We start from the raw sequence: 19,514 nt of genomic DNA, 5'->3' as shown, positions 1-19,514 counted from the left end.
ATGCAAAAGTTATCCACAGTACTGACCGCTGGGCTGTTGGCGCTTAGCAGTTCGGCGTGGGCCGAGCAAGGCTGCGAGACGGTAAAGATGGCCGACCCCGGTTGGAGTGACATCGCTGCGACCAACGCGATCACGGGTTTTCTGCTCGATGGCATGGGCTACAAGGCCAAGGTCGACACCCTCGCGGTGCCGATCACCTTCGGCGGCCTCAAGGACGGCCAGGTTGATGTATTTCTGGGTAACTGGATGCCGGCGCAGCAAGGGTTCTACGACAAGTTCGTGGCCACTGGCGATGTCACGCAGTTGGCCAAGAACCTGGACGGCACCGAATTCACCCTGGCGGTCCCGGATTACGTGTGGGATGCCGGTGTGCATAACTTCGCTGACCTGAACAAGTTCGCCGATAAGTTCGACAAGAAGATATACGGGATCGGCTCCGGCGCCCCGGCCAACCTCTCCCTGAAGGAAATCATCAAGACCAACGATTTCGGCATGGGCGAGTGGAAACTGGTGGAATCGAGTGAGCAGGCCATGCTCGCGGAAGTCTCCCGGGCGGTGAGGAAACAGAAGTTCGTGACCTTCCTTGGCTGGACGCCACACCCTATGAACGTGCAACTGAAAATGCGCTACCTCAAGGGCGGCGAGAAGTATTTTGGCGACACGGGCAGTGTCTATACATTGACTCGCAAAGGTTATGCACAGGCCTGCCCGAACGTAGGCAAGCTGTTGACCAACCTGAGTTTCACCCAGGAAATGGAAAACAGCATCATGGCCGAGGTGGTGAACAACAAGGTCAGCAATGCCGATGCGGCCAAGGCCTGGATCAAGGCGAATCCGGCGGTGCTGGATAAATGGCTGGATGGTGTGAAGACGCTGGATGGCAAGGATGCGTTGGCGGCGGTGAAGGCCAAGCTCTGACAATCATGTGGCGAGGGAATCTATGTGGGAGCAAGGCTTGCCCGCGATGAAGACGACTCGGTCTTTCAGAGACCGAGCTGCCTGTTTCGCGAGCAAGCTTTGCTCCCACATTAATCTCCTCGCCACAGGGAGAACGGTGCCTTGTCCTGATACTCTTGCGCCAAACCCCACCCTTGAGGCCCCATGGCATTGCCCACCCGCCATTCACTCTTTCCGTTCCTGAGCTGGCTGCCGCGGCAGACCCGCGCCAGTGTCGGCCGTGACCTGATCGTCGGCCTGAGCGGTGCGATTCTCGCGTTGCCGCAGTCGATTGCCTACGCCCTGATTGCCGGACTGCCGCCGGAATACGGCTTGTATGCGGCGATTGTGCCGGTGCTGATCGCCTGCTTGTGGGGTTCGTCGTGGCACCTGATCTGCGGTCCTACGGCGGCGATTTCCATTGTCCTGTATGCCAGCGTCAGTCCCCTGGCCATGCCGGCCACCCAGGACTACGTCACCTTGATCCTGTTGCTGACGGTGCTGGCGGGGGTTTTCCAGTGGCTGCTGGGGTTGTTGCGTTTCGGCGCGCTGGTGAACTTCGTCTCACACTCGGTGGTGCTGGGTTTCACCCTGGGCGCGGCGGTGGTGATCGCCCTGGGGCAGTTGCCCAACCTGGTGGGTCTTGATCTGCCCAACGAAGCCACGGCGTTGAAAGGGCTGCTGATGTTGGTCAGTCATATCGAGGCTGTGGATAAGCCTTCTCTGTTTCTCGGTTTGGGCACGCTGGTGCTGGGCGTGGTGCTCAAACGGCTGCTGCCGCGCTGGCCGAGCCTGTTGATAACTTTGGTCATCAGCAGCCTGGTGGTCTGGCTGTGGCCGGGGATGTTCGGGCATGTCGCGCTGGTCAGCGCCTTTGCCGGGCGCTTGCCGCCGTTCTCTGCGCTGCCGCTGGACCTGGATCTGATCCTGCGCCTGCTGCCCGGCGCGGTTGCGGTGGGCATGCTCGGGTTGGTGACCAGCCTGTCCATTGCTCGCTCGTTATCGGTACGCTCGGGGCAATTGCTGGATGCGAACCAAGAGGTCAGGGCGCAGGGGCTTTCCAATATTGTGGGAGGGTTCTTTTCCGGATCCTTGTCAGCGGGTTCCTTTACCCGTTCCGGCCTCAGCTATGAAGCCGGCGCTTGCTCGCCCCTGGCCGGGGTTTTCTCGGCACTGTGGGTGGCCTTGTTTGCGGTAACCGGTGCCAAGCTGATTTCGCACATTCCGATACCGGCCATGGCCGGCAGCATCCTGTTGATCGCCTGGGGGCTGGTGGATTATCGCGGCGTCCGGGCGTTGTTTCGCGTGAGTCGCGCCGAATTCGTGGTGATGAGCCTCACTTGCCTGGCCACGCTGCTGCTGGAGCTGCAAACCGCTATCTATGCCGGCGTGCTGGCGTCGCTGTTCTTCTACCTCAAGCGCACCTCGCAACCGCGGGTGCAACACGCCCGTGAGGGTGAAGCTGACATCCTGCGGGTTGGCGGTTCGATCTTTTTTGGTGCCAGCCATTACCTGCAAGTGCGTCTGCAACGGTTGCAGGCACAACGGGTGGTGATCGATGCCCAGCAGATCAACTTCATCGACTACTCCGGCGTGGAAATGCTGCACCAGGAAGCCCGGCGCTTGCGCACCCAAGGGCGCAGCCTGACGTTGCGCAGGGCCAGGCCCCATGTGGTGGAAGAGTTGAAGAAGCTGGAAGGGCCGGAGCACTGTCCGATCCATTTCGAAGACTAGGGCTTAAGGTAGACGCACCCTGTGGCGAGGGGATTTATCCCCGCTGGGGCGCGCAGCGGCCCTGGTTTTTTGGGACTGCTTCGCAGTCCAACGGGGATAAATCCCCTCGCCACAACAGTCTGTAGCCTACAGTGCGAGCTGGCGCCGCAATTCGGCCAGCACTGGCGCGGTGTCCGGGCGTACCCCGCGCCACAGGTAGAACGCTTCGCCCGCCTGCTCGGCCAGCATGCCCAAGCCATCCATCGCCACCGCCGCGCCGTGTTCGCTGGCCCAACGACAGAACGAAGTGGGCTCCTTGCCATACATCATGTCGTAGCAGAACGTCATGCCGGGCTCGATCAAACTTGCGGCAATCGGCGGTACATCACCGGACAGGCTCGCCGATGTGGCGTTGATAATCAGGTCCACCGGCTCTTGCAGCCAGTCGAAACCGCTGGCCGAGACCGGGCCCAGGTCCGCGAACAACTCGGCCAGCAACTCGGCTTTTTCCACCGTGCGGTTGGCGATGATCACCGAGGCCGGCGCTTCGGCCAGCAGCGGTTCCAAGGCACCGCGCACAGCACCGCCGGCGCCCAGCAACAGGATGCGTTTGCCCTTGAGGTTTAAACCTGCGTTGACGGTCAGGTCCCGTACCAGTCCGGCGCCATCGGTGTTGTCACCCAACAGACGGCCATCGGCCAGCTTGCTCAAAGTGTTCACCGCCCCGGCCCGCTGGGCCCGCTCGGTCAGGCTGTCGGCCAGGCGGAAGGCGTCTTCCTTGAACGGCACGGTGACATTCGCCCCACGCCCCTCGCGGAAGAATTCCCGCGCGCAGCCGGCGAAATCGTCCAAAGGCGCGAGCAGCGTGCTGTAGTCCAGTGTTTGCCCGGTCTGCTCGGCGAAGAGACGGTGGATCAGCGGCGATTTGCTGTGGCCGATCGGGTTACCCATTACAACGTAGCGGTCCATGGATAATCCTCGTTCAGGCCGTCGCCAGCCAATCGCGATCCTGCAGGAAATACTCGGTCAGCCGCGCCTCTTCGCTGCCCGGTTCGGCTTTCCAGTCATAGCCCCAGCGCACTTGCGGCGGTAGGGACATCAGGATCGACTCGGTACGCCCGCCCGATTGCAGCCCGAACAGGGTGCCGCGGTCGTAGACCAGGTTGAACTCCACGTAGCGTCCGCGGCGAAACTCCTGGAATTCCCTTTGTTTGGCGGTGAACGGGTCCTGCTTGCGGCGGCGCACGATAGGCAGGTAAGCCTCGATGTAGGCATCGCCGATGGCGCGCATGAAGGCGAAGCTAGTGTCGAAATCCCACTCGTTCAGGTCGTCGAAAAACAGGCCGCCAATGCCACGGGGCTCGTTGCGATGCTTGATATGGAAATAGCTGTCGCACCAGGCTTTGTAGCGCGAATACACGTCGGGGCCGAACGGGGCACAGGCCTGTTGGGCAACGCGGTGCCAATGCACGCAGTCTTCTGCCACGCCGTAGTACGGTGTCAGGTCGAAGCCGCCGCCGAACCACCAGACCGGCTCTTCGCCTTCCTTTTCAGCGATGAAAAAACGCACATTGGCGTGGGACGTAGGCACATGAGGGTTGTGGGGATGGATGACCAATGACACGCCCAGCGCTTCGAAGCCGCGCCCGGCCAGTTCCGGCCGATGGGCGCTGGCCGAGGGGGGGAGACCGCTGCCGAAGACGTGGGAAAAGTTGACGCCGCCCTTTTCGATCACCGTACCGTTTTCAATCACTCGCGTGCGACCGCCACCACCGGCGGGGCGGGTCCAGGCATCTTCGACGAAACGAGTGCCGCCGTCTTCGGTTTCCAGGGCCGCACAGATGCGGTCTTGCAGGTCGAGCAGGTAGGCTTTCACGGCCTCGGTGCGAGTGGTCATGACATCACCTTGATCAGGGCTACGCTACGCGGCTTGCAGCGGGCCGGTGGCAAATGGGCGCACAGGATACCACCGCACTTGCCTACGCCACAGTTGACGAAGGTCAAGCTTAGGAGTCCGATAGCAGGCTTGGTAAAAAGTCCACGACAAGGAGAAAGTGAAGATGGCCAAACGTATTCAGTTCAGTTCCCACGGCGGCCCCGAAGTGCTCGAGTACGTGGGCTACCAGCCTGCCGAACCGGGCCCGCAGCAGGTGCGGGTCAGCAACAAGGCGATCGGCCTGAACTTCATCGATACCTATTATCGCAGCGGTCTTTACCCGCCACCGGCCTTGCCGTCAGGCTTGGGGGCCGAGGGGGCGGGTGTGGTCGAGGCCGTCGGTTCAGACGTCACGCGGTTCAAGGTCGGTGACCGGGTAGCTTATGGCAGCGGTCCGCTGGGAGCCTACAGCGACGTGCATGTGTTGCCCGAGGCCAATCTGGTGCATTTGCCCGAGTCCATCAGTTTCGAACAAGCAGCCGGCGTGATGCTCAAGGGCCTGACCGTGCAATACCTGCTGCGTCAGACCTATGAGCTCAAAGGGGGGGAAACCATCCTGTTCCATGCCGCCGCCGGTGGCGTGGGCTCTTTGGCCTGCCAGTGGGCCAAGGCCCTGGGCGTGCGATTGATCGGCACCGTCAGCTCAGCGGAAAAAGCCGCCATCGCCAAATCCCACGGCGCTTGGGAAACCATCGACTACAGCAAGGAAAACGTCGTACAGCGTGTGCTGGAGCTGACCGACGGCAAGAAAGTCCCGGTGGTCTATGACGGTGTCGGCAAGGACACCTGGTTGACCTCCCTGGACTGCGTAGCGCCCCGTGGCTTGCTGGTGAGTTTCGGCAATGCTTCCGGTGCGGTGGACGGCGTGAACCTGGGGATACTCGCGGCCAAAGGCTCGCTGTACGTCACCCGTCCGACCCTGGCCACTTACGCCAATAACGCCGAGAACCTGCAGCGCATGGCCGATGAGCTGTTCGGCATGATCAGCAGCGGCAAGATCAAAGTGGATATCAACCAGCGTTATCCACTGGCCGAAGCGGCCAAGGCCCAGGCCGAGTTGTCGGCGCGGCGCACAACCGGGTCGACGATTCTTTTGCCCTGATTTAGAGGGTGCTAAAGAACCTGTGGGAGCGAGCCTGCTCGCGATAGCGGAGTATCAGCCAACATCTATGCCAACTGATCCGACGCTATCGCGAGCAGGCTCGCTCCCACAGGGTTTGACGCAAGATCCGGAAGGTGTGTTCGGGCTCAGTCCGGCCGCACCACGTTGCCGGTCGCTAGGTCGCGAATCACGCTGGGGTTCTTGCGCCCACCCAGGTTACCGCCCAGCACCAGGTCGATCTGCCCACGGAAATATTGCTCGACGCGAATTCGCGTGCGCGCCGCCGGGCGGCCCTGAGGGTTGGCCGAGGTGGACACCAGCGGCCCCACCAGTGAGCACAAGTCGCGCACGGTGGGGTGATCGCTGACCCGCAGCGCAACCGTGTCGTGCACACCGGTAATCCATTGCGGCAGCAGATTCTGGTGCGGCACCAGCCAGGTATTAGGCCCAGGCCAGGTGCTGGCCATTCGATCCATCCAGGTTTCAGGGAAATCTTCGAACAGAAAGTCGAACTGGTGGATGTTGTCAGCCACCAGGATCAAACCCTTATCGGGCAGTCGCGACTTGATCGCCAGCAGGCGCTCCACCGCGTCTTCGTTCCACGGGTCGCAGCCCAGGCCCCAGACCGCTTCGGTTGGATAGGCAATCACCGCCCCGGCGCGAATTTCTCGCGCGGCTTGTTGCACACGCCAACTGTTGACCATGAAAGACTCTCCACAACGCAAATAAGGCTGTGCGCAGTTTACCGATCTTCCCCATAAAACCTAGCGCGCAAACCAGCGCCCGTTGTCACAGACCGCCCGTCCCTCCATTTCCAGCTCAGTCAGCGCCGCCAGGACTTTGGGCAAGCTCCAGCCGCTGGCGGCGGCCAGCGCTTCGCTGCCAAGCGGCGCGGCATGGAGCAAGCGCAACAGCGGATGGGTGACGGGCGTCGGTTCCATGGACAGCGGCAACTGCTGCCAGCCCCGCAATGCTTCAAGGATGTGCTCGACGGTTTCCACCAGCGCCGCGCCGTCGCGGATCAACTGATGGCAGCCCTTCGCGCCGGGGTGATGGATCGACCCCGGAATGGCGTACACCTCGCGGCCTTGTTCGGCCGCCAAGCGTGCGGTGATCAGCGAACCGCTGGCGACACTGGCCTCCACCACCAGCACGCCGAGGGACAGACCGCTGATGATCCGGTTGCGACGAGGAAAGTTGCTGGCGTGGGGCGGCGCGTCCAGCGGGAACTCCGACAGCACCGCGCTGCCTTGGGCGATCATCGCGTCCGCCAGCCGACGATTGCGCTGTGGATAAAAATTTTCCAGCCCGGTGCCCAACACGCCAATTGTTTGCCCGCCCACATCCAGCGCCGCTTGATGTGCCGCCGCGTCGATGCCCAGGGCCAGGCCGCTGGTGATGACAAAACCGGCACCGGCCAGGCTTCGGGAAAACGCCGCGGCGGTGTCCATGCCCGGTCGCGATGCCCGGCGGCTACCGACCATCGCCAGCTGTGGTTTTTCCAGAATGGTCGCGTCGCCGGCGACGAACAACAGCGGTGGCGCATCGCTGATCTGCGCCAGCAGCGCGGGGTAGTCAGGCTGGTCCCACATCAGTAAACGCTGGGCCGAACCCTCCAGCCAGGCCAATGCATGGGCGGCGCCGTCACGCACATCCGGGTTGCGCCGAGCCTCGGCACACGCCGCGGGCAACCTCAGCGCTCGCCAGGCGCTGGCCGGTGCGCTGATGGCTTTGGAGGCCGAGCCAAAGGCCTCCATCAGGGTCATGAAACGTTTGGGGCCCAGTTCCGGCAAGCGGTGCAGGCGCAGACGGGCCTCCAGTTCCGCAGGGGAAACCGAAGCAGATTCAGGCAATGACATGGATCATCCTTGATCGTTATAAGCCCCGTCGAAACGGGAACAAGCTGTGGATAACTCTGTTGGTAACTTGTGAGACCCGTTATGGATTGCGCACTTTGTCGAGTACCGCCAGCGAGCGCGAGGCGTATAGCACCAAGCCATAGCTGAGCTTGTCGTAGGTGCGAAAAACCATCAGCAGGCCAGCACGTTCATCGGGAATTTTCACCTGCTCGCCGGTGATGCGGTCGCGCACGGTCTCGCCGGTCTTCATCACCGCCAGCACATTGCCTTCGGCCAGCCCGTCGCGACGGCCCTTGTTCAGGGTCACTACATCCAGGGCGCCGATCTGGGTGACGCCGCGGGGTACATCGAGGATCAGCCCGTTGATCTCCGATTTCGGTGCGCTGGGCATGAACGTCGAGTTGATCGAGCGTTCTTCCCCACTGAACAGGCGATCGCCCAGGCGCACCTCCTGGGTCGTGCGTTGCAGGGCCAGGGTTGTGATGTCGCCTTCGCTCGCCACGACTTCACCGCTGCCGATGTCATCGGCGTTGATGCCCAGGAACTCCTTGGTTTCGGGATCGGTGTAGACCTTGCCCTGCCGGAAGATGCCATACGCCGACTGGTTTGCGTCGAAGGGGCCGCGGGCAAAGATCCGGTCTCCCGTGCCGCTGAGGACCCGTTCGGCATCGCCGGCAACGATGTAGGGCGCCTTGTCGAAATCCTCGGCCGTGTCGACGATGCGGTTGCTCAGCAAAAAGCTGTTGATGGCCTGCAGCGGGATGCTCGGGATCGCGTCGGCCACCGGCGAACTGCGAATGCGCGGTGACAGCTTGATGGTGCCCCGCGAAGCGCCGCGATTGAGGGTCAGGCGCGGTTGGCCGTTGACGTAGACCAGCGACAGGGTGTCGCCGGGATAAATCAGGTTGGGGTTCTCGATCTGTGGGTTGGCTTGCCAGAGTTCGGGCCATTTCCACGGTTCACGCAAGTATTTGCCGGAGATGTCCCACAGCGTGTCCCCCGTCACCACTGTGTATTGCTGGGGAAAACCTTCCCGAAGTTGCACTTGCCCGTGCGCGATACCGGCCGAGGCCAGAAGCAGCAGGGCGAGTAGTGATTTCCTCATGCGGTGAATCCCTTTATTATGTGCGTTCGCGTAAAACGCCAGAGCCCCCGTGGCTCGCTCCGTGATTGAGGAGCAACGTTTTACAACGGTAGCCTGCATCCCAAGACACGCCAGGCCAGCCACCCGACTTTACTTCACACGTGCATTTATCAAGCTTATGGCCATTTTGAACATTCTCGAATTTCCGGACCCGCGCCTGCGCACTATCGCCAAACCGGTGGCCGTAGTGGACGACGAAGTGCGTCAGTTGGTCGATGACATGTTTGAAACAATGTATGAGGCGCCAGGCATCGGCCTCGCCGCGACCCAGGTCAACGTGCACAAGCGTATCGTCGTGATGGACCTTTCCGAAGACCGCAGCGAGCCCCGGGTGTTCATCAATCCCGAGTTCGAAACCCTGACCGACGAGATGGACCAATACCAGGAAGGCTGCCTCTCGGTGCCCGGCTTCTACGAAAACGTCGACCGCCCGCAGAAGGTCAAGATCAAAGCCCTGGACCGTGACGGCCAGCCTTACGAGCTGATCGCCGAAGGGTTGCTGGCGGTGTGCATCCAGCATGAGTGCGACCACCTCAACGGCAAGCTGTTCGTGGACTACCTGTCTACCCTCAAGCGTGACCGGATCAAGAAAAAACTGGAAAAACTTCATCGCCAGAATGCTTGACGCCCCCTTCAAAGGCTTGCCGCGGCAAGCCTTTTTCTTTTGCGACTGCTTTGTAAATGAGAGCTTCCCATGACTGAGCCACTGCGCATCGTCTTTGCCGGCACTCCCGAGTTCGCCGCCGAACACCTCAAGGCCCTGCTGGCCAGCCCCCATGAAATCATCGCGGTCTACACCCAGCCGGATCGGCCGGCCGGTCGCGGACAAAAACTGATGCCCAGCCCAGTCAAGCAACTGGCCTTGGAGAACGGTTTGCAGGTCTTGCAGCCGCCGACCCTGCGCGACGCTCAGGCCCAGGCCGAATTGGCCGCGCTCAAACCCGACTTGATGGTGGTGGTCGCCTACGGCCTGATCCTGCCCCAAGTGGTGCTGGACATTCCGCGCCTGGGTTGCATCAACAGCCACGCCTCGCTGCTGCCGCGCTGGCGCGGTGCGGCGCCGATCCAGCGCGCCGTGCAAGCCGGTGATTCCGAGAGCGGCGTCACCGTGATGCGCATGGAAGCCGGTCTGGACACCGGGCCGATGCTGCTCAAGGTCAGCACGCCCATCAGCGCCGAAGACACCGGCGGCAGCCTGCACGACCGCCTCGCACTGATCGGCCCGCCCGCCGTGGTCCAGGCCATCGCCGGCCTCGCCGCCGGCACGCTGGAAGGCGAAGTGCAGGATGACAGCCTCGCCACCTACGCCCACAAACTGAACAAGGACGAGGCGCGCATCGACTGGAGCCGCCCGGCCGTCGAACTGGAGCGCCTGGTGCGTGCCTTCAACCCGTGGCCGATCTGCCACAGCACCTTGAGCGGCGAGGCCCTGAAAGTGCTGGCTGCAAGCCACGCCGAGGGGCAGGGCGCGCCGGGTGAAATCCTTGGTGCCAGCAAGGACGGCCTCGTTGTCGCCTGTGGCGAGCAGGCCCTGTGTCTGACACGTCTGCAATTACCCGGTGGCAAGGCGCTGAACTTCAGCGATTTGTACAACAGCCGTCGTGAGAAATTTGCCGTCGGCACGGTGCTGGGCCAAGCGGCGGACGCTTCATGAACCCGCGTCTGGCCGCCGCCAAGGCGCTTGCTGCGGTCCTGAGCGGAAAAGCCTCACTCAACAGTTCCCTGCCGACCCAACTGGACAAGGTTGAAGACCGTGATCGCGGTTTCACCCAGGACCTGGCATTCGGCACCGCCCGTTGGCAGCCACGGCTGTCGGCCCTGGCGGCGAAGCTGCTGCAGAAACCGTTCAAGGCCGCCGATGCCGACGTCGAAGCGCTGCTGCTGGTGGGGCTCTATCAATTGCTCTACACCCGCGTGCCTGCCCACGCCGCCATCGGTGAAACCGTGGGCTGCGCCGACAAACTGAAAAAGCCGTGGGCCAAGGCCCTGCTCAATGCCGTGCTGCGCCGCGCCCAACGGGAAAGCGAAACCCTGTTGGCCGAGCTGGAACACGACCCGGTGGTGCGCACTGCCCATCCGCGCTGGTTGCAAAAATCCCTGAAAGCCTTCTGGCCCGAGCAGTGGGAGGCCATCTGCGCGGCCAACAATGCCCATCCGCCGATGATCCTGCGGGTCAACCGTCGCCACCATACGCGCGATGCCTACCTGGCGTTACTGGGCGAGGCTGGTATCCCGGCCATCCCGTGCCAGTACAGCCGCGACGGCATCGTGCTGGAAACCCCCGGCGATGTACGCGCGCTGCCGGGCTTTGCCGACGGTTGGATCAGCGTCCAGGACGAAGCCGCGCAACTGGCTGCCGACCTGCTGGAGCTAGCGCCCGGCCAACGCGTGCTGGATGCCTGCTGCGCACCGGGTGGCAAGACCTGCCACATCCTCGAGGCCGAGCCGAAACTGGCCGGCGTGGTGGCGGTGGACCTGGAAGCCAAGCGCCTGGTGCGCGTGAAGGAAAACCTCGAACGCCTTGGCCTGGACGCCGAACTGATTGCCGCCGATGGCCGCGACACCGCCAGTTGGTGGGATGGCAAGCCATTTCAACGCATCCTGCTGGACGCACCGTGTTCGGCCACCGGCGTGATCCGCCGTCATCCCGACATCAAGCTCACCCGCCAGCCGGACGATATCGCCGCACTGGCGGTGTTGCAGGGGCAATTGCTCGATGCGTTGTGGATAACCCTGGAAGTCGGCGGCATGCTGCTGTATGCCACGTGTTCGACGTTGCCGACCGAGAACACCGAAGTGATCGAAGCATTCCTCGCCCGTACCCCCGGTGCCCGGGAGCTGGACATTGCCAGCCAGGCCGGGGTGAAGCAGCCCCATGGTCGGCAGTTGCTGGCCCAAGAGGGCGGCCACGACGGGTTCTACTACGCCAAACTGATCAAGATCGCCGCCGCACGCGGTTAAAACCGATTCGATAGGAGTGACCGGATGAAAATCATCATCCTCGGCGCAGGGCAGGTCGGCGGTTCGCTGGCTGAACATCTGGCCAGTGAAGCCAACGACATCACCGTGGTCGACACCGACGGTGACCGCCTGCGCGATCTCGGTGACCGCCTCGACATCCGTACCGTACAGGGCCGTGGCTCCTTGCCTACGGTGCTGCGTCAGGCCGGTGCCGACGACGCCGACATGCTGGTGGCTGTCACCAACAGCGATGAAACCAACATGGTGGCCTGCCAGGTCGCTCACACGCTGTTCCACACCCCGACCAAGATCGCCCGGGTGCGCGAGGCGGCCTACCTGACCCGCGCCGACCTGTTCGACAACGAAGCGATCCCGGTGGATGTACTGATCAGCCCCGAGCAAGTGGTGACCAACTACATCAAGCGCCTGATCGAACACCCGGGCGCTTTGCAGGTGATCGACTTTGCCGAAGGCAAGGCGCAATTGGTCGCGGTCAAGGCCTACTACGGTGGACCGCTGGTGGGCCAGCAACTGCGCCAGCTGCGCGAGCACATGCCGAATGTGGAGACGCGGGTCGCGGCGATTTTCCGACGTGACCGGCCGATCCTGCCCCAGGGCGATACCGTGATCGAAGCGGACGACGAGGTTTTTTTCATCGCCGCCAAGGCCAATATTCGCGCGGTGATGAGCGAAATGCGCCGTCTCGACGAAAACAACAAGCGCATCGTGATTGCCGGCGGCGGGCAGATCGGCGAGCGTCTGGCCGAAGCCATCGAAAGCCGCTATCAGGTCAAGATCATCGAGATGAACCCGGCGCGCTGCCGTTACCTCTCGGATAACCTCGACAGCACCGTGGTGTTGCAGGGCAGCGCCTCGGACCGTGACTTGCTCCTGGAAGAAAACATCGCCGACGCCGACATCTTCCTGGCCCTGACCAACGACGACGAAGCCAACATCATGTCCTCGCTGCTGGCCAAGCGCCTAGGGGCGAAGAAGGTGATGACCATCATCAACAACCCGGCCTACGTCGACCTGATCCAGGGTGGCGAGATCGACATCGCCATCAGCCCGCAACTGGCAACAATCGGCACCTTGCTGGCCCACGTGCGGCGCGGCGACATCGTCAGCGTGCACTCCCTGCGCCGTGGCGCGGCCGAAGCCATCGAGGCGATTGCCCATGGCGATGCCAAGTCCAGCAAAGTCATTGGCAAGGCCATCCGCGACCTCGGCCTGCCGCCAGGCACCACCATCGGCGCCATCATCCGCGACGAACAAGTGCTCATCGCCCATGACGACACCATGATCCAGACCGGCGACCATGTGATCCTGTTCCTAGTGGATAAAAAGCATATTCGCGATGTCGAGAAGCTGTTCCATGTGGGGTTGAGTTTCTTCTGATCCAGAATTTGCGGTGATGGACCGGGCCTCATCGCGAGCAGGCTCGCTCCCACAGAGGATCTCCATTGCTCACAAATATCGTGGGCAACCCCAACCCCTGTGGGAGCGAGCCTGCTCGCGATAGCTATCTAGCAGCCAACGGATCAACCCCTGACACAACCGATAAGGACGCCGCCATGCTCGACTCCCTGGAAAAAATGCTCGCCAAAGGTGTGGATAACTCATTGCTGCGCTTCGGCCTGGGCAAGGGCTACCTGGACCTCGGCGAATTCGCCCGGGCCGCCGAACACTTCCAACGCTGCGTCGAACTCGATCCCAAGTATTCGGCTGCATGGAAACTACTGGGCAAAGCCCACCAAGGCCAAGGCGACCTACCAGCCGCCCGCCAAGCTTGGGAACAAGGCCTGGAAGCTGCCCGCGCCCACGGCGACAAACAAGCCGAAAAAGAAATGACCGTGTTTCTGAAGAAGCTGGATCGTCATCCCTGAATTCACACAAAACAGCTTTTTGTGGCGAGGGAGCTTGCTCCCGCTTGAGTGCGCAGCGCTCACAAAAAAGCCCTCCCAATCCACTGCCGATCCGCTAAAAGCTCAGCCGGCGCAAAATCTGTGGGAGCAAAGCTTGCTCGCGATAGCGATAGACCAGCCAAACCAGATGTCGACTGACCTGCCCCAATCGCGAGCAAGCTTTGCTCCCACAGGTTTGCGGCTTAACTGATCGTCATTGGCCAAGACCGACCCTTCGCTACCGGCGGCTCTCGTTGCGAAGTGGTTGCCGAAGCTTGCGGCATCCATTTGTCCTCCTGCTGACTCTTTCAATCCCACCTTCAAGGACCGAACCCGTGATTGCATCCCCCACCAAACTGCTCTTCCTACCCGGTGCCTCTGGTAACACCCAGTTCTGGCACCCGGTTGCCGAGCGCCTGGCCTACCCGGCGCAGCAGGTCCATATCGGCTGGCCTGGCTTTGGAGACACGCCGCCCATGCCTGGCATAACCGGCATGGAAGATCTGGCGACGTGCGTGCTGGCCGAGATCGACCGGCCGACAGCGCTGGTGGCGCAGTCCATGGGCGGTATCGTTGCTGTGCTTGCAGCGCTTGAACGCCCTGAGTTGATCACGCACCTGACGCTGACCGTCACCTCTGGCGGGATGAATATGTCTGATCTGGATGCGCAGGACTGGCGCCCGGATTTTGCTGCCGCCAACCCGACACTGCCGAGGTGGTTTCTCGACGATCGCACCGACCTCACGCTCCGGTTGGCCGAGTTGCGTATGCCGGTCCTGCTCCTCTGGGGAGATGCTGACCCGATCAGCCCCGTTCGCGTCGGCCAGTGCCTTGCTGAACTGTTACCCCGTGCGCAGCTACACGTTTTCCCTGGCGCCGATCACAGTCTGGGCTGTACGCATGCAGATGAGGTGGCAAAGTTGATCGAGAGACATCTGGCCTGCGGGTGAGCGGGGGACTTGTTGCTACTGGGTCAGGGGAAAAGGAAGCAGGGGCATTTATGAAAATAAATCTGTCCCGTTTCTTCACGTTTCTTCACCCCTGACACCGCTCTCAAGTCTTGAAGGCTCGCCCCCCGTGGCGAGGGAGCTTGCTCCCGCTTGAGTGCAAAGCACTCACAGAAAAGCCCATCGCGTTCTCAATACCAGTCCGCCAAACAGCCAACACGCAACTTCAGCCAGCCTAGCGTTATCTTGCGCAGTTGCCGGAGACCGGTTGCATCGATAGCAGAAGGTCGCCCAAGAATCTCCCTTCGTCTCGTAAAGTGGCAACCTGACTGACCCCTGCCTATAGTCTTTGGCGCTAGACAGCTACCGGAGGCATGGACATGAGCCAGAGCATTTCGCCCGCCGCTTCACTTGTGCAAAAAACAGGCATGGTCGCCACGACCTTATGGGGCTCGGACAAAATCGCAGGTATCGCGGTCGATCCGGACGGTGCTATCTGGCTTGGCGCTTATAGTCGCCTGGGGTTAGGAGGTGAAGAGGATTCAGGCTTCACCGGCAGCCTGGTCCGGTTCAATGCCAACGGTAGCCTGGACCGCGACTTCAGCGGCGACGGTAAATCCCTTCTCCCGGTGTCGCTCGACATCGAAGACGGCGGCAATGCCGCCGTGCAGCCGGGCGGGGGCTACCTGGTGGCGCGCTACGTGAAAGTAGGCGACGCCTGGGTGTCGGGCGTCAGTCGTAACTTGGCGGACGGCAGCCTCGACACGAGTTTCGGGAACGGCGGCACCGTGACAGTGCCTTTCTATTGGAATGAAGATCTAGGCCAGCAAGCGTCGTTCTCCGTGCAACGCGACGGCAGCTTTTTCGCCAGCGCTGGATATCCCTCTGGGGAGATCTATATCGCCCGCTTCGACGCGACGGGGGCCTTGATTTCGTCTTTTGGAGAGGCCGGGGTCCTGCACCTACCCGCGTCCATCGGCATTCACCCCAGCGGCACGCTCGACGTTTCATTGCAGGGAGACGGGAAGGTATTGGTCACGGGGCAAGACACCCTGACCCGCCTCAACCCGGACGGTACGCTGGATAGCAGCTTTGCGAACGGCGGCAGCCTGGCCCTGGATGTCCATGCAGACGCCCTCGTCATCCAGGATGACGGCAAAATCCTGCTGGCGGGCGCCACGGGCGGCGTGGCGAGCGTAATCCGACTCAATGCCGACGGCTCACTCGACACCGGTTTCGGCGATCAGGGTCAAGTACGTTGGGGCTCGGAAAGCGCTCCTTTCGCAGTCGCCGACATGATCGTGCTGGCCGACGGCAGGCTATTGATTGGCGGAAGCCAAGGTACTAGCGCGGACGGCTATCTGGCCGCCTTGGTCCAGTTGAACCCCGACGGTCGCTTGGACCACAGCTTTGGCAATCCCGACGACGGCTATTACCACCTTGACGGTGGCCGCGACGATGACTTCTTGCTCGGGACCGCCTCGTTCGACGATGCGATCCTTGGCGGGGCCGGTAACGATCTGCTCGATGGCCAGCAAGGTCGCGACCTGCTGACGGGCGGTGCCGGGGCCGACACGTTCCGTTACCAGTCAGTCACAGACAGCTACCGAACCGCAACCGCGGCCCATAGCGACCGCATCACCGACTTCGACCCCAGCAGCGATACCCTCGACCTCTCCTCCCTGGGCTTCCTCGGGCTGGGTAATGGCCATGACGGAACGCTGGCGATACGCGTCAATGAAAGCGGGACGCGGACCTACCTCAAGAGTTTCGAGACCAACGCCGATGGGGAACGCTTCGAAGTGGTCTTCGACGGTAACTTGGGCCAAACGCTGAATGAAACCAACCTCCTGTTTCAGCAAGCCAGGTTGATGGGCACCGAAGGGGATGATCGTTTACAAGGCAACGCTCGAGGTGAAAGCATCGAAGGGTTCGCGGGCGATGATCGCCTTTATGGCGCGCTCGGGAATGATGTATTGGTTGGCGGAGAGGGCCGGGACCTGTTGGTGGGTGGTGGTAACAACGATGTGTTCCGCTTCGACGGACTGAGCGACAGCTACCGCACCGCCACCGAAAACCATACTGATCGCCTGATGGACTATACCGCGGGTGAAGACACGATCGACTTGTCCGCCTTGGGCTTTACCCGGCTGGGGAATGGTTACGACGGCACGTTGGACGTGATTTTCAATGAAGCCAAGAACCTCACTTATTTGAAGAGCTACGAAGCTGACGCATCGGGGGGGCGATTCGAGTTGAGCTTGGTAGGGGACCATTCCGGTTACCGTGATTTGAACATTGTCTTTGCCGAGCCTTCGGAAGAGGAGGCTATTCAATTGATTGGAGTGGCTAACGACGTCTGGGTGTAAAACGCAAACCAAGGCGATCTACCAGCAGCACGCCAAGCCGCCCGGGCCCACGGCGACAAGCAGGCCGAGAAGGAGATGATGGTGTTCCTGAAGAAGCTGGATCGTCAGCGCTGAACTCACACAAAACAGCTTTTGTGGCGAGGGAGCTTGCTCCCGCTTGAGTGCGAAGCACTCACAAAAAGCCCACCGCGTTTTCATTACCTGTCCGCCAAGCAGCTGACACATACAACCCTGTGGCGAGGGGATTTATCCCCGCTGGGCTGCGCAGCAGCTCCAAACAGTCAACGCGGTCTGTCTGATATACCGAGAACTACAGAGTCTTAATCTAGATGTCTGCTTTGGCCGAAACGCCGGTTGCGAACGACAGCAGTCGGCCAAGACCGGACGTTTGGAAAGCGGGATTATGACGAACAGCAATAAGCCGAAATACTGCACGATCTGCAGACGCTTACTCGACAACCCAGCAGATCCGCTATCAGGCAATTGCGGCGGAGATTGCTGGGGATGCATAGGCGCTATCGAGGCGGAAATGGGATGCGCAGAGTCGCTCGCCTACGTACGCAAAGAATACGAGGCAGGACTTCGGCCTGGCTGGATTGATCCATTCAAGCCCTGATTTGTAAGCTGCGTTACGACCGCTTCGGGTCGGTTTCTGCCTGTCGTCAACTCCCGTCCTAGCTGACTTTTGCCAGAGCTGATTGGTTCGCCTGATCCAGCACGGACATTCTAGGACCTGCCTTGAAAAAGCTGACAAAGGGTCATGGCAATTTGACATATCGAGTTTTCTAGCCTTAATTGTTGTAGTACTTTTATTACGGAGTACGGAGGCAGGGATGAAACTTAAATGTGGCTTTGGCGTGCTGATTATTGCGCTGTTAGTGTCAGGGTGTGCTTCTCAGCAAGATAATTATCAAGCATCAGATCCGTTAGCAGGTGCTTCGCCAACATCAGATGAAATTGATCCCGGTGTTGTTAAAGTGGTTGACGGGAATAATCATGGATTAGTGCGAGTGCTGTTTGCAACTAATCGTGAGCTCCTGGTCAAAAATCGTTGCCTGGGAGCATACTCCGGTAAAAGAGGGGTGTATGGCAGGCTAAACTATGGTCATTGCATGGTAAGTATTCCAGTGGGGCATGAAGTAGGCGAGATTGAATTGCGACGCTGGTATCAACTAGTCGAAGATCCTAACAAGCATGTTTCCATTTTGGGGGGTGGTACGATAAATGAAGCTGAATTCAAGGAGGTAGTGCGGCGCGGTTTGAATAATGGAGATGGAGCATCGCTGATATTTGTTCATGGATTTAATGTTAGTTTTGAAGATGCTGCGAGACGAACTGCTCAATTAGCTTATGATCTGAGTTTTAAAGGAGTGCCAGTTTTCTTTAGCTGGCCTTCCAATGGCAAGGTGTTGACTTACAACGGTGATGAGGAAAGCATCATCTGGTCTGAAGATGCTATATACAGCTTTCTGGTAGATTATCTTTCAAACCCCGAATTGAAGCAGGCGTTTTTGATAGCTCACAGCATGGGTGGGCGTGGTGTCTTAGAGGCACTGAAGAGGATCAGCGCGACTCGTCCTGAGCTAAGGGGCAAGTTGAAGGAAGTGGTTTTGGCGGCGCCTGATGTGGGGCGAGAGCTCTTTACTGATACCATCGCACCAATTATTCTCAACGAGAATTATCCAGTTACTGTGTACGGTTCAAAAAACGATAGGGCGCTAAAACTTTCTTATAAACTGAAAACATACGATCGGTTAGGCGGTGTTCCTGCAGTTGTGGATGTGTGGAAAGGTGTAGATTTTATAGATGCCAGCGACGTGAAGACTGATTTTCTAAATCATTCGTATGGGATTGGCTCAGATACTGTTCTTTCCGACATCGTTTCTTTGTTTTCCGGCAACCGGCCTCCTCAGAGAAATCGTTTAACAGCGGTGGAAGCGAATAATGGAATATATTGGAGACTCACCAAATAGTGAAGAAAGGGCGGCTTAGGTCGCCCTCTTTCTTTTCGTGCGCCCGGCAAGAGGAAGTGTTAGCTAGAGGCAAGGGTGTCGCGGGTGACTGCGAATCAGGATGAAGCCCGAGGCAAAGTAACGGGGGCATGGTATTGATGCTGATTGACCGCTCCTGGCCGTTTTCGGTCACTCTTGGAGGGCGGGAGGCAAAAAGAAACCCGACGCAGGACGCCGGGTTTTTTCATTGGCAAACGCTTACCTATTGCCGCGGCTCCACGTTATCCAACACCCGATTCGCCAGCAACGAACTCAGCTCAATCAACTGCTGAATCCCCTGCGCCACATGACGCCTCGATCCATCCAGATCAAACGCCAGATCACTCACCATGGCATCAGCCGAAGCCAGGGTTTCGCTGAGGTTGGCGAGCAGGCATTCGTTATCGAGGCCTTTCACGACGGTGTATAGCTGCCCCGGTTTGGGGTTGTCTTGGGATTTATCCGGTTTCGGTAGCAAGTAGTGATCGAGCACCCGTTTGGTGGTTTCGTCTTGCTGCTTGGCTTTGGATTTTGCGGATTTGGAAGTGGAATCTGCTTCTGGCGGATTCGGCGTTATTTTGAACATAGGTATGTCTTCTCAGTTAGGCCGCAACCATTTCGCTACTAAACGATAGGGTGGCGGCTGTGCGCA

At 60.3% G+C, this 19,514-nt stretch carries 17 protein-coding genes and 1 pseudogene; 12 read left to right on the top strand and 6 right to left on the bottom strand.

The window, feature by feature from the left end; translation table 11 throughout:
• Nucleotides 1-918, top strand: a complete 918-nt coding sequence (gene choX / locus HQ912_RS00850) for a choline ABC transporter substrate-binding protein (protein WP_173406346.1) — start codon at nt 1-3, stop codon at nt 916-918.
• Between the two features lie 183 nt (nt 919-1,101).
• A complete protein-coding gene (locus tag HQ912_RS00845) occupies nt 1,102-2,670 on the top strand; it encodes a SulP family inorganic anion transporter (protein WP_047229811.1) in 1,569 nt (522 codons plus the stop codon).
• A 126-nt stretch (nt 2,671-2,796) separates the two neighbouring features.
• On the opposite strand, the gene aroE is transcribed toward HQ912_RS00845, so the two are convergent.
• Together aroE and hemF are read right to left on the bottom strand one after the other, a co-directional pair.
• Complete coding sequence (gene aroE, locus HQ912_RS00840; protein WP_107323188.1) at nt 2,797-3,618, bottom strand: shikimate dehydrogenase; 822 nt, start codon at nt 3,616-3,618, stop codon at nt 2,797-2,799.
• 13 nt (nt 3,619-3,631) lie between these two features.
• Nucleotides 3,632-4,546, bottom strand: a complete 915-nt coding sequence (gene hemF / locus HQ912_RS00835) for an oxygen-dependent coproporphyrinogen oxidase (RefSeq protein WP_047229813.1) — start codon at nt 4,544-4,546, stop codon at nt 3,632-3,634.
• 163 nt (nt 4,547-4,709) lie between these two features.
• On the opposite strand from hemF, the gene HQ912_RS00830 reads away from it, so the two are divergent.
• The gene (locus tag HQ912_RS00830) at nt 4,710-5,687 is read left to right on the top strand and encodes an NADPH:quinone reductase (protein ID WP_047229814.1); all 978 of its coding nucleotides are present in this window, start codon (nt 4,710-4,712) and stop codon (nt 5,685-5,687) included.
• 146 nt (nt 5,688-5,833) lie between these two features.
• On the opposite strand, the gene HQ912_RS00825 is transcribed toward HQ912_RS00830, so the two are convergent.
• The 3 genes from HQ912_RS00825 to HQ912_RS00815 all read right to left on the bottom strand — a co-directional run bounded on the left by HQ912_RS00825 (nt 5,834) and on the right by HQ912_RS00815 (nt 8,651).
• On the bottom strand, nt 5,834-6,391 hold the full coding sequence (locus HQ912_RS00825; protein ID WP_047229815.1) for an L-threonylcarbamoyladenylate synthase: 558 nt from the start codon (nt 6,389-6,391) through the stop codon (nt 5,834-5,836).
• Nucleotides 6,392-6,451: 60 nt separating this feature from the next.
• The gene (gene dprA, locus HQ912_RS00820) at nt 6,452-7,546 is read right to left on the bottom strand and encodes a DNA-processing protein DprA (protein WP_047229816.1); all 1,095 of its coding nucleotides are present in this window, start codon (nt 7,544-7,546) and stop codon (nt 6,452-6,454) included.
• 79 nt (nt 7,547-7,625) lie between these two features.
• On the bottom strand, nt 7,626-8,651 hold the full coding sequence (locus tag HQ912_RS00815) for a LysM peptidoglycan-binding domain-containing protein (RefSeq protein WP_107323189.1): 1,026 nt from the start codon (nt 8,649-8,651) through the stop codon (nt 7,626-7,628).
• 157 nt (nt 8,652-8,808) lie between these two features.
• On the opposite strand from HQ912_RS00815, the gene def reads away from it, so the two are divergent.
• From def to HQ912_RS00775, 9 genes and pseudogenes are all read left to right on the top strand, one after another.
• Nucleotides 8,809-9,315, top strand: a complete 507-nt coding sequence (gene def, locus HQ912_RS00810) for a peptide deformylase (protein ID WP_003196300.1) — start codon at nt 8,809-8,811, stop codon at nt 9,313-9,315.
• Between the two features lie 69 nt (nt 9,316-9,384).
• Complete coding sequence (gene fmt / locus HQ912_RS00805) at nt 9,385-10,344, top strand: methionyl-tRNA formyltransferase (protein ID WP_173406345.1); 960 nt, start codon at nt 9,385-9,387, stop codon at nt 10,342-10,344.
• The gene (gene rsmB / locus HQ912_RS00800; RefSeq protein ID WP_107323191.1) at nt 10,341-11,651 is read left to right on the top strand and encodes a 16S rRNA (cytosine(967)-C(5))-methyltransferase RsmB; all 1,311 of its coding nucleotides are present in this window, start codon (nt 10,341-10,343) and stop codon (nt 11,649-11,651) included. Before fmt ends, rsmB begins: the two co-directional genes overlap by 4 nt.
• A gap of 24 nt (nt 11,652-11,675) precedes the next feature.
• On the top strand, nt 11,676-13,049 hold the full coding sequence (gene trkA, locus HQ912_RS00795) for a Trk system potassium transporter TrkA (RefSeq protein WP_047229820.1): 1,374 nt from the start codon (nt 11,676-11,678) through the stop codon (nt 13,047-13,049).
• A gap of 176 nt (nt 13,050-13,225) precedes the next feature.
• Nucleotides 13,226-13,537 (top strand): tetratricopeptide repeat protein, encoded by a 312-nt coding sequence (locus tag HQ912_RS00790; protein ID WP_047229821.1) that lies wholly within the window; start codon nt 13,226-13,228, stop codon nt 13,535-13,537.
• Between the two features lie 353 nt (nt 13,538-13,890).
• Nucleotides 13,891-14,505, top strand: coding sequence for an alpha/beta fold hydrolase (locus tag HQ912_RS00785; RefSeq protein WP_107323194.1), 615 nt, complete (start codon nt 13,891-13,893; stop codon nt 14,503-14,505).
• A gap of 377 nt (nt 14,506-14,882) precedes the next feature.
• Nucleotides 14,883-16,871: a M10 family metallopeptidase C-terminal domain-containing protein gene (locus tag HQ912_RS00780; RefSeq protein WP_173406344.1), complete on the top strand. Its 1,989-nt coding sequence runs from the start codon at nt 14,883-14,885 to the stop codon at nt 16,869-16,871.
• 12 nt (nt 16,872-16,883) lie between these two features.
• Nucleotides 16,884-16,985 (top strand): annotated as a pseudogene (locus HQ912_RS28035) (hypothetical protein); the annotation flags it as partial.
• Nucleotides 16,986-17,704: 719 nt separating this feature from the next.
• Nucleotides 17,705-18,844 carry an alpha/beta hydrolase gene (locus HQ912_RS00775; RefSeq protein ID WP_080962941.1) on the top strand — a complete coding sequence of 380 codons (1,140 nt, stop codon included), beginning with the start codon at nt 17,705-17,707 and terminating at the stop codon, nt 18,842-18,844.
• A 241-nt stretch (nt 18,845-19,085) separates the two neighbouring features.
• Here the strand turns inward: HQ912_RS00775 and HQ912_RS00770 are convergent, their stop codons facing one another.
• Nucleotides 19,086-19,448, bottom strand: a complete 363-nt coding sequence (locus HQ912_RS00770) for a DUF6124 family protein (RefSeq protein WP_047230042.1) — start codon at nt 19,446-19,448, stop codon at nt 19,086-19,088.
• Between the last annotated feature and the right edge of the window lie 66 nt (nt 19,449-19,514).

Origin of the sequence: Pseudomonas sp. MPDS, from assembly GCF_013283895.1 — a bacterium.
Classification (GTDB): domain Bacteria; phylum Pseudomonadota; class Gammaproteobacteria; order Pseudomonadales; family Pseudomonadaceae; genus Aquipseudomonas; species Aquipseudomonas rhizophila.
The sequence above is the reverse complement of the archived record's forward strand: the minus strand, read 5'-3'. Positions and strand labels throughout refer to the sequence as shown.

Excerpts from the sequence above, each read along its gene's own strand:
- HQ912_RS00790 (WP_047229821.1), top strand. The coding sequence starts at position 13,226 with ATGCTCGACTCCCTGGAAAAAATGCTCGCCAAAGGTGTGGATAACTCA.
- dprA (WP_047229816.1), bottom strand. The coding sequence starts at position 7,546 with ATGTCATTGCCTGAATCTGCTTCGGTTTCCCCTGCGGAACTGGAGGCC.
- trkA (WP_047229820.1), top strand. The coding sequence starts at position 11,676 with ATGAAAATCATCATCCTCGGCGCAGGGCAGGTCGGCGGTTCGCTGGCT.
- HQ912_RS00775 (WP_080962941.1), top strand. The coding sequence starts at position 17,705 with ATGAAACTTAAATGTGGCTTTGGCGTGCTGATTATTGCGCTGTTAGTG.
- choX (WP_173406346.1), top strand. The coding sequence starts at position 1 with ATGCAAAAGTTATCCACAGTACTGACCGCTGGGCTGTTGGCGCTTAGC.
- HQ912_RS00815 (WP_107323189.1), bottom strand. The coding sequence starts at position 8,651 with ATGAGGAAATCACTACTCGCCCTGCTGCTTCTGGCCTCGGCCGGTATC.
- HQ912_RS00770 (WP_047230042.1), bottom strand. The coding sequence starts at position 19,448 with ATGTTCAAAATAACGCCGAATCCGCCAGAAGCAGATTCCACTTCCAAA.
- HQ912_RS00780 (WP_173406344.1), top strand. The coding sequence starts at position 14,883 with ATGAGCCAGAGCATTTCGCCCGCCGCTTCACTTGTGCAAAAAACAGGC.
- fmt (WP_173406345.1), top strand. The coding sequence starts at position 9,385 with ATGACTGAGCCACTGCGCATCGTCTTTGCCGGCACTCCCGAGTTCGCC.
- def (WP_003196300.1), top strand. The coding sequence starts at position 8,809 with ATGGCCATTTTGAACATTCTCGAATTTCCGGACCCGCGCCTGCGCACT.
- aroE (WP_107323188.1), bottom strand. The coding sequence starts at position 3,618 with ATGGACCGCTACGTTGTAATGGGTAACCCGATCGGCCACAGCAAATCG.
- HQ912_RS00830 (WP_047229814.1), top strand. The coding sequence starts at position 4,710 with ATGGCCAAACGTATTCAGTTCAGTTCCCACGGCGGCCCCGAAGTGCTC.
- HQ912_RS00825 (WP_047229815.1), bottom strand. The coding sequence starts at position 6,391 with ATGGTCAACAGTTGGCGTGTGCAACAAGCCGCGCGAGAAATTCGCGCC.
- HQ912_RS00845 (WP_047229811.1), top strand. The coding sequence starts at position 1,102 with ATGGCATTGCCCACCCGCCATTCACTCTTTCCGTTCCTGAGCTGGCTG.
- hemF (WP_047229813.1), bottom strand. The coding sequence starts at position 4,546 with ATGACCACTCGCACCGAGGCCGTGAAAGCCTACCTGCTCGACCTGCAA.
- rsmB (WP_107323191.1), top strand. The coding sequence starts at position 10,341 with ATGAACCCGCGTCTGGCCGCCGCCAAGGCGCTTGCTGCGGTCCTGAGC.